This window comes from Streptomyces djakartensis, from assembly GCF_014651075.1.
Taxonomy (GTDB): domain Bacteria; phylum Actinomycetota; class Actinomycetes; order Streptomycetales; family Streptomycetaceae; genus Streptomyces; species Streptomyces djakartensis.
Genome location: NZ_BMWE01000001.1, coordinates 225,769 through 238,009, shown reverse-complemented (window position 1 = coordinate 238,009; position 12,241 = coordinate 225,769). Strand labels below are relative to the sequence as shown.

The 12,241-nt window shown below is 69.5% G+C and carries 10 protein-coding genes; 6 read left to right on the top strand and 4 right to left on the bottom strand.

The features are described 5' to 3' along the window. Nucleotides 1-72: 72 nt before the first annotated feature. Nucleotides 73-1,611 (top strand): histidine ammonia-lyase, encoded by a 1,539-nt coding sequence (hutH, locus tag IE212_RS01095; protein ID WP_190196146.1) that lies wholly within the window; start codon nt 73-75, stop codon nt 1,609-1,611. Between the two features lie 64 nt (nt 1,612-1,675). Here hutH and IE212_RS01090 read toward each other — a convergent pair whose 3' ends face one another. Next, entirely contained in the window at nt 1,676-1,990 is a 315-nt protein-coding gene (locus IE212_RS01090; protein WP_190195745.1) for a hypothetical protein, read from the bottom strand. Between the two features lie 147 nt (nt 1,991-2,137). Here IE212_RS01090 and IE212_RS01085 point away from each other — a divergent pair, with 147 nt between their 5' ends. The 3 genes from IE212_RS01085 (at nt 2,138) to IE212_RS01075 (ending at nt 7,617) form a co-directional block, all read left to right on the top strand. Next, nucleotides 2,138-2,479, top strand: coding sequence for a hypothetical protein (locus IE212_RS01085; protein ID WP_229863972.1), 342 nt, complete (start codon nt 2,138-2,140; stop codon nt 2,477-2,479). Nucleotides 2,480-2,745: 266 nt separating this feature from the next. Then, the gene (locus IE212_RS01080) at nt 2,746-3,990 is read left to right on the top strand and encodes a L,D-transpeptidase (RefSeq protein ID WP_190195743.1); all 1,245 of its coding nucleotides are present in this window, start codon (nt 2,746-2,748) and stop codon (nt 3,988-3,990) included. A 312-nt stretch (nt 3,991-4,302) separates the two neighbouring features. Continuing rightward, nucleotides 4,303-7,617, top strand: coding sequence for a S8 family peptidase (locus IE212_RS01075; RefSeq protein ID WP_190196145.1), 3,315 nt, complete (start codon nt 4,303-4,305; stop codon nt 7,615-7,617). Between the two features lie 69 nt (nt 7,618-7,686). On the opposite strand, the gene IE212_RS01070 is transcribed toward IE212_RS01075, so the two are convergent. Continuing rightward, the gene (locus IE212_RS01070) at nt 7,687-8,595 is read right to left on the bottom strand and encodes a helix-turn-helix domain-containing protein (RefSeq protein WP_190195742.1); all 909 of its coding nucleotides are present in this window, start codon (nt 8,593-8,595) and stop codon (nt 7,687-7,689) included. Nucleotides 8,596-8,772: 177 nt separating this feature from the next. Between IE212_RS01070 and IE212_RS01065 the strand changes: the two genes are divergently transcribed. Together IE212_RS01065 and IE212_RS01060 are read left to right on the top strand one after the other, a co-directional pair. Further along, a complete protein-coding gene (locus IE212_RS01065) occupies nt 8,773-9,813 on the top strand; it encodes an NAD(P)-dependent alcohol dehydrogenase (RefSeq protein ID WP_190195741.1) in 1,041 nt (346 codons plus the stop codon). A gap of 88 nt (nt 9,814-9,901) precedes the next feature. Next, the gene (locus IE212_RS01060; RefSeq protein WP_190195740.1) at nt 9,902-10,285 is read left to right on the top strand and encodes a VOC family protein; all 384 of its coding nucleotides are present in this window, start codon (nt 9,902-9,904) and stop codon (nt 10,283-10,285) included. A gap of 25 nt (nt 10,286-10,310) precedes the next feature. Here the strand turns inward: IE212_RS01060 and IE212_RS01055 are convergent, their stop codons facing one another. Continuing rightward, complete coding sequence (locus tag IE212_RS01055) at nt 10,311-11,012, bottom strand: DUF4389 domain-containing protein (RefSeq protein WP_190195739.1); 702 nt, start codon at nt 11,010-11,012, stop codon at nt 10,311-10,313. Between the two features lie 97 nt (nt 11,013-11,109). Further along, nucleotides 11,110-12,216 carry an AI-2E family transporter gene (locus IE212_RS01050; protein ID WP_373301306.1) on the bottom strand — a complete coding sequence of 369 codons (1,107 nt, stop codon included), beginning with the start codon at nt 12,214-12,216 and terminating at the stop codon, nt 11,110-11,112. Between the last annotated feature and the right edge of the window lie 25 nt (nt 12,217-12,241).

Here is a 12,241-nt window from a genome sequence, read left to right as displayed (position 1 = left end):
ATCGGTAAGGGGTGCAGGCGGTCTCCAGTGGTGACATCGTCGAATTCACTGCGTACGCTCCTGAATATGGATATGCACACTGTGGTGGTGGGGACGTCCGGCGTGACCGCGTCCGACGTGCTCGCCGTGGCGCGCGGCGGCGCCCGCGTTCAGCTCTCCGGGGAGGCGGTGGCGGCCCTCGCCGCGGCCCGCGAGATCGTGGACGCGCTGGCGGCCAAGCCGGACCCCGTGTACGGCGTGAGCACCGGCTTCGGCGCCCTGGCGACCCGGCACATCAGCCCGGAACTGCGCGCACAGCTGCAGCGCAACATCGTCCGCTCGCACGCCGCCGGCATGGGGCCGCGGGTGGAGCGTGAGGTCGTCCGCTCCCTGATGTTCCTGCGGCTGAAGACCGTCTGCTCCGGCCACACCGGCGTACGGCCCGAGGTCGCGCAGGCCATGGCCGACCTCCTCAACGCCGGGATCACCCCGGTCGTGCACGAGTACGGCTCCCTCGGCTGCTCGGGCGACCTCGCGCCGCTGTCGCACTGCGCGCTCGCGCTCATGGGGGAGGGGGACGCCGAGGGCCCGGACGGCGCCGTACGCCCCGCCGCCGAACTGCTCGCCGCGCACGGCATCCAGCCGGTCGAACTGCGCGAGAAGGAGGGCCTGGCCCTGCTCAACGGCACCGACGGCATGCTCGGCATGCTGGTCATGGCCCTGGCCGACCTGGAGAGGCTCTACCGGTCCGCGGACGTCACGGCCGCCCTGTCCCTGGAGGCCCTGCTCGGCACCGACAAGGTCCTCGCCCCAGAACTGCACGCCATCCGGCCGCACCCGGGGCAGGCCGCCAGCGCCGCCAACATGACGGCCGTGCTGAAGGGTTCGGGTCTGACCGGGCATCACCAGGACGACGCGCCGCGCGTCCAGGACGCCTACTCGGTGCGCTGCGCCCCGCAGGTCGCCGGGGCCGGGCGCGACACCATGGCCCACGCCCGGCTGGTCGCCGACCGTGAGCTGGCCTCCGCGGTGGACAACCCCGTCGTGCTGCCCGACGGGCGTGTGGAGTCCAACGGCAACTTCCACGGGGCGCCGGTCGCCTACGTCCTGGACTTCCTCGCCATCGCCGCCGCCGACCTCGCTTCCATCGCGGAGCGCCGCACCGACCGGCTGCTCGACAAGAACCGCAGCCACGGCCTGCCGCCGTTCCTCGCCGACGACGCCGGTGTGGACTCGGGTCTGATGATCGCTCAGTACACGCAGGCCGCGCTGGTGAGCGAGCTGAAGCGGCTCGCGGTACCGGCGTCCGCCGACTCGATCCCGTCCTCCGCCATGCAGGAGGACCACGTCTCGATGGGCTGGTCGGCGGCGCGCAAGCTGCGCACGGCCGTCGACAACCTCACCCGCGTCCTCGCCGTCGAGCTGTACGCGGCCACGCGCGCGATCGAGCTGCGCGAGGTGCTGACGCCGGCGCCCGCGACGCGAGCGGTCATCGACGCCGTACGGGAGGCGGGAGTTCAGGGGCCCGGCCCGGACCGGTTCCTGGCACCCGACCTGGACGCCGCGGACGCGTTCGTACGCGACGGGCGGCTGCTCGCGGCCGTGGAGACGGTCACCGGGCCGCTCCGGTAGGACTCCCGTGGGGAGGGCGGCAGCCGGGGTTCCCGCCGGTCGGCGGGAACCCCGGACCGGGACGTCAGAGACCGAGTCGCTCCCGGCGGACCGAATACACGACGAAGCCCGCGCCCAGCGTGAGGCAGCACGTGCCGCCGATCACGTACGGCGTGCTGTCGAAGCTGCCCGTGTCGGCGAGACGGGTGCCGGTGACGGAGGCGTCCGCGGTCGTGGCCGCGATCCGCGCCTGCTCGGTGACCTGCGGAGACGGGTTCGTCGAGACCACGTCTCTGACCGGGGAGTCCGACGTCGCGTTGGCGGACGGGACGAACCACAGGGCGCCGAGCAGAGTCGCCGCGGCGGTGGCGGTCAGCAGCGGACGGCGAGCGGATGACACGGAATATCGATCCCCTTGTGGCGCTGGCGAATTGGCCGTGTGGGGCGATGTTAGTGAAAATCGCGGGTCACGGGAAAGTCACAGGAGGTTTTGCCTTACTCTCCCGGGATGAGCACTCCAGAGACATCACGGTTTGTACGGGTTCGGGTGGAGCTGGTACTCGAGGTGGAGGACGCGGACGCGGTCACCAAGTCCGCGCTGCGCCGGGCCTCCGGCGACGCGGAGATGCCGGCGGCGGAAAGGGCCCAGGTCGAGAGCGCTGTGGCGGAGGACGCCGCGGAGGCCCTCGCCTATCTTGTTGATCCGTTCGACCTGGTCGGCCAGGTACCGGGGGTGGAGCTCCAGCAGGCCTCCTGGAGCAGCGAGCGGGTCGACTACGACCCCGACTCGCCGGACTGGGACCTCGACGAGGATGATGTCGAGGACGAGGACGAGGACGAGGACGAGGACGAGGACGAGGACGAGGACGAGGGCGCCAACGGCGGCTGAGGCCGTCCGGGACGTCGAAGACCCCCGGCGGCAACCGTCGCCGGGGGTTTCGCGTCCCCCCTGGCAACACCGACCGCACAAGCACCCGGTGCACCACAGATCGCGGACGTGTTGATCCCCACACCTGCGCGACATGGGGAACCGGGCGAACCAGTCGTAGCGTTGAAGGTTCTCGACGGGGACTCACGGGTTCCGACGGGGGCACTTGGACTGTGACGGGGACACTCGGGGTCTTGGGGAAATCGGCGACGATGGAGAAGCGTGTGATGACGGTCAGTAAGCGGCGCAAGGGCCTGACGGTCGCGTCCGCACTGCTCGGCGGAGTTCTGGTGCTCTCGGCGTGTTCCGGCGGTGACGACAAGGCGTCCGGCGGCGGCGACAGCTCCCAGTCCAAGGTCGACGAGGCCGCGGCCGAGAAGACCTCCGAGGCCCAGATCAAGATCACGCCCGAGGACGGCTCGGACAACGCCTCCATCAACAATTCGGCCGCCGTCACCGTGAGCAAGGGAACGCTCACGAGCGTGAAGATGACCACGAGCGACGGCACCGAGGTCAGCGGCCAGATATCCGCCGACAAGAAGAGCTGGAAGCCCAGCGTGCAGCTGGAGCGGTCCACCACCTACAAGCTGGCGGCGGAGGCGAAGGACTCCGACGGCCGTGTCGCCCACGAGAACGCCTCGTTCTCCACGGTCTCCCCGGCCAACAGCTTCATCGGCAACTTCACTCCCGACGACGGCAGCACCGTGGGCGTCGGCATGCCGGTCTCGATCAACTTCGACAAGGCGATCACCAACAAGGCCGCCGTCCAGAAGGGCGTCACGGTCAGCACGACCAGCGGCCAGGAGGTCGCCTGCCACTGGTTCAACGCCAACCGCATGGACTGCCGCCCGGAGGAGTACTGGAAGGAAGGCTCCACCGTCACGCTGAAGCTCGCGCTCGACGGTGTCGAGGGCGCGAAGGGCGTCTACGGCGTCCAGCAGAAGACGGTCACCTTCAAGATCGGCCGCAACCAGGTCTCGTACGTCGACGCGAAGACCAAGCAGATGAAGATCACGCAGGACGGCAAGGTCGTCCGGACGATCCCGATCTCCGCCGGCGCGCCCGAGAACAAGACGTACGAGGGCCAGATGGTGATCTCCGAGAAGTTCAAGGAGACCCGGATGAACGGCGCCACGGTCGGCTTCACCGACGACGACGGCAAGGGCGAGTACGACATCAAGGACGTGCCGCACGCCATGCGCCTGTCCACCTCCGGCACCTTCATCCACGGCAACTACTGGGGCGCGAAGTCCATCTTCGGCAGCGTGAACACGAGCCACGGCTGCGTCGGCCTCCAGGACGCGAAGGGCGCCGACGACCCGAACACGCCGGGCGCGTGGTTCTTCAACAACTCGATGATCGGTGACGTGGTGGTCGTCCAGAACACCGGAGACAAGACCGTCGCACCGGACAACGGACTCAATGGCTGGAACATGGACTGGGCCCAGTGGAAGGCCGGTTCGGCCGCCTGACGGTTCGGCAGCAGCACGCGGCAAGCCGCCGCCCGCCCCGCGAAAAGGGCCGGGCGGCGGTTTTCTGTTTCGCGGAGCGAAGTCAAGGCGAACGCGGACGCGCAACGGCCCGATCCTGTAACGGAGTTCCGGCAGCCGTGTAACAGTCGGCCGACGGATTTCCCACCTTCTCTCCGTCTATTGAGCACCTGATCACCTCTCGGCATACTGCGTCTTCCGGGGGGCGTACGGTCACGCGTACGAAACCACCCCCGGCCGGGTGAACGGGGAATTCGCCCGGTTCTTCTGCAAGGGGGAAACTTGCGCAGACAAGTGAAAAGGGCGTGCGCGGCCACGGTCGCCACAGCGGCAGCCGTAGCCCTGGCGGCGGGTATGACCAGCCCGGCGTCGGCGAACGGCGAACAGCCGGCCGCCACCGCCAGGCAGGCGTCCGTCACCGCCAAGCACCGCATCACGCTGATCACCGGCGACCGGGTCGTGCTGGACGCCAAGGGCCGGGTCGTCGGCCTGGAGCGGGCCAAGGGCCGTGAGGACATACCCGTCCAGGTCCGCAAGGCCGACGGCCATACCCTCGTGATCCCGGCCGACGCGGCCCGCCTGGTCGCCACCGGCAAGCTCGACCAGCGGCTCTTCGACGTCACCGAGCTCAACAAGTCAGCGACCCGCAAGGCCCAGAGGAAGGGCCTGAAGGTCATCGTCGGGTACCAGGGCGCCGCCTCGGCCGCCAAGGCCGACGTCCGGGACGCCGGCACCCTCAAGCACACTCTGAAGTCCCTCAACGCGGACGCGGTGCAGACGCCGCGGGAGGACGCGCCCGAACTGTGGGACGCGGTCACCGACGGCGACCGGACGGCCTCCGGCATCGCGCGCGTCTGGCTGGACGGCGTCCGCAAGGCCAGCCTCGACAAGTCCGTCCCGCAGATCGGCGTCCCCAAGGCGTGGTCGGCCGGTTACGACGGCAAGGGCGTCAAGATCGCCGTTCTGGACACCGGTGTCGACGCCACCCACCCGGACCTCAAGGGCCAGGTGATCGACGCCAAGAACTTCACGACCTCGCCCGACACCTCCGACAAGGTCGGACACGGCACGCACGTCGCCTCCATCGCGGCCGGCACCGGCGCGAAGTCCGGCGGCAAGTACAAGGGTGTCGCGCCCGGCGCGAAGATCCTCAACGGCAAGGTGCTCGACGACGGCGGCTTCGGCAGTGACTCCGAGGTGCTCGCCGGCATCGAGTGGGCCGCCGCGCAGGGCGCCGACGTCGTCAACATGAGCCTGGGCGGCGGCGACACGCCCGCGATCGACCCGCTGGAAGCGGCGGTGAACAAGCTCTCCGAGGAGAAGGGCGTCCTGTTCGCCATCGCGGCCGGCAACGAGGGCGACTTCGGCGAGCAGACCATCGGCTCCCCGGGCAGCGCCGCCGCGGCCCTGACCGTCGGCGCGGTCGACGACAAGGACAGGCTCGCCGACTTCTCCAGCCGCGGCCCCGGCCTGGACGGTGCCCTCAAGCCGGACGTGACCGCGCCCGGCGTGAACATCACCGCGGCCTCCGCCCCGGGCAACCAGATCGCCTCCGAGGTCGGCGAGAAGCCGGCCGGCTACATGACGATCTCCGGTACGTCGATGGCGACCCCGCACGTGGCGGGCGCGGCGGCGATCCTCAAGCAGCAGCACCCTCAGTGGAAGTACGCCGAACTGAAGGGCGCCCTCACCGGCTCCACCAAGGGCGGCGACTACACGCCGTTCGAGCAGGGTTCGGGCCGCATCCAGGTCGACAAGGCCATCAAGCAGTCCGTGATCGCCGAACCGGTCTCGGTGAGCTTCGGCGTGCAGCAGTGGCCGCACACCGACGACAAGCCGGTCAGCAAGCAGCTGACGTACCGCAACCTCGGTACGAAGGACGTCACGCTGAAGCTGACGTCGACCGCCACCAACCCGAAGGGCCAGGCCGCCCCGGCCGGCTTCTTCAAGCTCGGCGCCACCTCGGTGACGGTCCCGGCGGGCGGCAAGGCCTCCGTCCCCTTCACCGTCAACACCAGGCTGGGCGGCACGCTCGATGGCGCGTACTCCTCGTACGTGACGGCGACGGGCGGCGGCCAGACCGTCCGCACGGCCGCCGCGGTGCAGCGCGAGGTCGAGTCCTACGACGTCACGCTGAAGTTCCTCGGCCGTGACGGCAAGCCGGCGAAGAACTACAGCGCCGACCTGAACGGCATCGCGGGCCTGGGCAAGGGCAAGGGACTCATGCCGTACGACGAGGACGGCACCGCCACCGTCCGGGCCCCCAAGGGCACGTACATCCTCAACACGAACATCTACGCCGGCGACGACCCGGAGAAGTTCGAGGGCGCGGACTGGCTCGCGCAGCCCAAGCTGAACGTCACCAGGAACACGACGGTCACGCTGGACGCCCGCAAGGCCAAGCCGGTGGACATCACCGTCCCCGCCGCGGGCGCCAAGCCGGAGTTCGCCTCGGCCGACTACACGGTGACGGCCGGTGACTACAGCTGGGGCTACGGCTGGTTGCTGAACTCCTACGAGAACTTCCGCACCGCCCACGTCGGCCCGCAGATCACCGACGGCTCGGTGACCCAGCAGTGGGACAGCCACTGGAGCAAGGGCGCCGACGAGGAGTACAACACCGTCGCCGGTGGCCCGGTCAAGCAGCTCGCCACCGGCTTCACCAAGCACTACAAGGCGAGTGAACTGGCCACGGTGAAGGCCGGTCTCGGTGCCGCGGCGAGCGGCAAGAAGGGTTCGATCGAGGCGATCGGCTGGATGCCGTGGAGCACCAGCGCCTCCTCGATGGGCATCCAGCAGACGCTGCCCGGCACCCGGACCCTGCACCTGTCCGCCCAGGGCGGCGTCAAGTGGCAGCTCGAGTTCGCCCAGTACGGCGGCGTCGACGCCGACGGCTTCCCGATAGACGAGGCCGCCTACTCGCTGGGCGAGCAGAAGTACACGGCCGGCAAGAGCTACTCCAAGACCGTCAACACGGCTGTCTTCGGACCGCGGCTCGACGCCGACTTCGGCATCTTCCGTGAGGGCAACGAGATCAGCGGTTCCCTGCCGCTGTTCGCCGACGGCAAGGGCAACGTGGGCTACTCGCAGTTCACCTCCGCCGGCACGACGCTGTACCGCAACGGCACCAAGATCGGCAGCAACGACGACCCGCTGTTCGGCGAGGAGCCGTTCAAGGTCCCGGCCGGTGACGCCGAGTACAAGCTGACGACGTCGGTCAAGCGCAGCGTCAAGGTCGCGGCGGCCTCCACCCGCATCGACGCCAGCTGGACGTTCCGCTCGAAGAAGACCACCGGCTTCAAGCAGCTGCCCGCCTCCACGGCCCGCTTCAACGCGGCCACGGGTCTGGACAGCAAGGTCCCGGCCGGCCGGACGGCCACCGTCCCGGTCACCGTCGAGGGCGCGGCCAAGGGCAGCAACCTGAAGTCGCTTTCGGTGTACGTGTCGTACGACTACGGCAAGACCTGGAAGAAGCTGACGGTCAGCAACGGCAAGGTCACCGTCAAGAACCCGGAGAAGGGGAAGGCCATCTCCTTCCACGCCAAGATCGCCGACAAGCAGGGCAACAAGTCGACGATCTCGATCTACAACGCGTACTACGGCAAGTGACAAGCAAGCCGTAGGACCCGTTGCCGAGGTGCCCGCCGGAAGCCGTGCTTTCCGGCGGGCACTGCGTGTTCACCGCGTCGGACTCTGCGCTCCCGCCCGGGTCGCGTCCGCACCCCAGCTCGCCAGCAGCCGCAGCGCCTCCGCCGACGGGGTGCCCGGTTCCGCGTGGTACGTGATCAGGGACTGCTCGGCGTCGTCGACGAGGCGGAACGTCTCGAAGGACAGGGTCAGGTCGCCGACCAGCGGGTGCCGCATGCGCTTGACGCCATAGCTCTTCTCCTTGACGTCGTGGGCGGCCCAGAGGCGGCGGAACTCCTCGCTCTTCACCGACAGTTCGCCGACCAGGGCCGACAGCCCCGGGTCGTCCGGGTGGCAGCCCGCGTCCATGCGCAGATAGCCGACCATGTCCTTGGCCTTCTGGTCCCACTCGACGAACAGGTCGCGGTACTCGGGCCGCAGGAACACCAGCCGCGCCCAGTTGCGCTCCGCCGGCGGCAGTTCCGCCCAGTCGCCGAAGAGGGCGGCGGCCATCCGGTTCCAGGCCAGGACGTCCGAGCGACGGCCCACGATGTACGCCGGGACGCTGTCGATCGAGTCCAGCAGGTGCCTGAGCGCCGGCCGCACCTGCTGGCCGCGCGCCGGCGGTTTCTTCTTGTGCTGCTTCGGCTTCGCCAGATGCGTCAGGTGCGCGTGCTCGGCGTCGCTCAGCCGCAGGGCGCGCGCGATCGCGTCCAGCACCTCCGCCGAGACGTTGCGGCCGTTGCCCTGCTCCAGGCGGGTGTAGTACGCCACGGACACCCCGGCCAGCTGGGCCAGCTCCTCGCGGCGCAGCCCCGGCACCCGCCGCCGCCCGAAGTCGGGCAGCCCCACGTCCTGCGGCTTCAGCCGGGCACGCCGGGTGCGCAGGAACTCGCTGAGCTCGGCACGCCGGTCCAGGCCGCCACCGGCCGTCCGCGCGGATTCGGGGTGTTCGTCCATGCCTTCAGTATTCACGGTCGTACGCACCCGAGCCTGACCCCGCCAGTGGTACGCACGCTGTGCGTACGCAAAACCGTGGTCTGGGTAACCGCTCGCAGCCCGGGCACGCTGGTGATCGTGCCCGGCCAGATACATCCCGAAGGCAACCGGGCACGGAACCTGCAAGGAGACACCGGCATGACCACTGTCGCCGCGTACGCCGCACCCGCACCGAAGGCTCCGCTGGAGCGCACCACCATCGAGCGCCGCGAGGTCGGCGAGTTCGATGTCCTGATCGACATCAAGTTCGCCGGTATCTGCCACTCCGACATCCACCAGGTCCAGGAGGGCTGGGGCGAGGGAATCTTCCCGATGGTCCCCGGCCACGAGATCGCCGGCGTCGTCTCGGAGGTCGGTCCGGGCGTCACCAGGTTCGCCGTCGGTGACACCGTGGGCGTCGGCTGCATGGTCGACTCCTGCCGCGAGTGCGAGAACTGCAAGGCCGGACGTGAGCAGTACTGCGTCAAGGGCAACGTCCCCACGTACAACGGCATAGGCAAGGACGGCGAGCCCACCTACGGCGGCTACTCGCAGAAGGTCGTCGTCGACGAGAACTTCGTCGTCCGCATCCCCGAGGGCCTCTCCCTCGACGTCGCCGCCCCGCTGCTGTGCGCCGGCATCACCCTCTACTCCCCGCTCAAGCGCTTCGGGGCCGGTCCCGGGAAGAAGGTCGCCATCGTCGGCCTGGGCGGCCTGGGCCACATGGGCGTCAAGATCGCGCACGCCCTCGGCGCGGAGGTGACCGTGCTGTCGCAGTCCCTGCGCAAGCAGGAGGACGGCCTGCGGCTGGGTGCCGACCACTACTACGCCACCAGCGACCCGAAGACCTTCGAGGAGCTCGCGGGCACCTTCGACCTGATCGTGTCCACGGTGTCGGCCCCGCTGGACTTCAACGCCTACCTGTCGCTGCTGAAGACCGAGGGCACGCTGGCGAACGTCGGCGCCCCCGAGGAGCCGGTCTCCCTCAACCTGTTCTCGGTGATCGCCGGGGGCAAGACGCTCGCCGGTTCCATGATCGGAGGCATCGCTCAGACCCAGGAGATGCTGGACTTCTGCGCCGAGCACGGCATCGGTTCCGAGATCGAGCTGATCCGCAGTGACCAGATCAACGAGGCGTACGACCGCGTGGTCGCCAGCGACGTGCGCTACCGCTTCGTGATCGACACGGCGACGATCTGACGTTCCACTCCGATTGCTCCGGCATGGATTCAGGGCAGGCTTGCCCTGGTTCGTGCCGGAGTATCGTGGTTTCGGAGGGGAGGCCGTCATGACCGTGCAGCTGAACCACACCATCGTCGTGGCGCACGACAAGCGCGCCTCGGCCCGGTTCCTCGCCGACATCCTGGGACTCGAGGTGAGCCCGCCCTACGGTCCGTTCCTCCCGGTCGAGATCCCCAACGGCGTGACGCTCGACTACATGGACAGCCCCGGCGCCATCACACCGCAGCACTACGCCTTCCTCGTCTCGGAGGACGAGTTCGACCAGATCTTCGCCCGGATCCAGCAGGCCGGACTGACGTACTGGGCGGACCCGTTCCACAGCCGGCCCGGCGAGATCAACCACCACGACGGCGGCCGCGGCACGTACTTCGACGACCCCGACGGCCACCGCCTGGAGATCATCACACGACCGTACGGCAGCGGTGGCTGATCTTCGCCCGCCCGGTTGAAGGGCCTTATGGGGCCCCTCGGCCGGGTTCCTTGGTCCAGGGGGCTTGGCCCTGAGGCTCCCGCCCGCCCAGGTCGAGCCGGAAAGGCGGGTACTGGTCGGTCATCAGGGCGGCGTAGGCGACCACCCGCGCGCACCAGCGGACGAGGCCGAGCAGGAAGTCGAACAGGTGCCGCGGGTAGCGGGCCGTGAACAGCAGCACGACCACCGCGACCAGGGACAGGAACGAGATCAGCCCACCGCCCCACCCGCCGCCCTCGTCGTCGCTGCCCCAGCCCCAGCCGCCGCTCACGAAGAACCCGACGACGATGTACTGGGGGATCGCCAGCAGCCACCACTTCACCAGCACCAGCCCGCGCGACAGCCGCTCGGGGTACGCGACGTCGAAGCGCGCCGGATAGTCGGGCACGTCGGCGAGGGTGAACGGCGGATACCGGTCGGTGCCGAGCGCGGTGTGGGCGTAGTAGCCGACCCTCCAGTTCCACCGCAGCACGCCGACGCCGAAGTCGAACAGGGGCCGGGGGTACCGGGCGGTGAACAGGATGGCGAAGAACGCGACGACGGTCACGACGCAGAACGCGATCCACAGGAAGAACAGCACGATGTAGTGCGGGATGGCGAGCAGCCACTTCACCAGCCACATCCATCGGGACAGCCGGGCGTCGACGGACGCCTCGAGACGCACGGGCGACGCGGTGACAGGAATCATGGGGCGGCACTCCTTCCGCATGCAGACTCGCAAGCGTGGAGGGGCCCCGCGACCCGGGCGCGGCCGTTCGCGCGCCCTGCGGCGTGCGGGACGCCCCCTAGGAGGCTTCGGGCGCGGCCGCCTCGGACGGCTCGTTCCCCGGCCCTGCGGCCGGATCGTCGCCGAGCTGCTCCCGGATGTAGTTCCAGACCACGGCGATCAGCGCGGCGACGGGGACGGCGAGCAGACTGCCGACGATGCCGGCCAGACTGCCGCCCAACGTCACCGCCAGCAGCACCACGGCCGCGTGCAGGCCGAGCCCGCGGCTCTGGATCATGGGCTGGAAGACGTTCCCCTCGAGCTGTTGCACCACCACGATGATGGCCAGCACGAGCAGCGCGTCCGTCAGGCCGTTGGAGACGAGGGCGATGAGGACCGCCACGAACCCGGCGAACAGGGCGCCGATGATCGGCACGAACGCGGAGACGAAGGTCAGCACCGCCAGCGGCAGCACCAGGGGCACACCGAGGATCCACAGGCCCAGCCCGATCAGGACGGCGTCGATCAGCCCGACGGCCGCCTGGGAACGCACGAACGCGCCCAGGGTGGTCCACCCGCGCTCGAACACCGTGGGCACGTCGGTGGCCAGCCGGCCGGGCAGCTGGCGGGACAGCCACGGCAGGAACCTCGGTCCGTCCTTGAGGAAGAAGAACATCAGGAACAGCGCCAGAACGGCGGTGACCACGCCGTTCACCACGGTGCTCACCCCCGTGACGACCGCGCCGACCATGCTGCCGAGACCCTCCTGCGCACGGGCGACCGCGGAGTCGAAGGCCTTGTTGATCTGCGCGTCCCCGATGTTCAACGGCGGCCCCGCGGCCCACTCGCGCAGTCTCTGGATCCCCTCGACGACCCCGTCGGTCAGCTCACCGGACTGCGACGCCACGGGCACGGCGATCAACGCCACGACCCCTACGGCCACCAGCAGGAACAGCACGGTCACGACCGAGGCCGCGACAGCCGGCGGCCACCCCCGCCGGCGCAGGAACCGTGCCACGGGCCAGGTCAGCGTGGTCAACAGCAGCCCGACCACGAGCGGCCACACGATCGACCACATTCGCCCCAGCAGCCACAGAGCCACCGCGAGCATCACCAACACCAGCAACAACTCCGCCGAGACGCGGGCCGATATCCGGAGCGCGTCGCGGGCTTTCGTGGAACTCAAGGGGGCAGTCACGGGAAGCACCCTA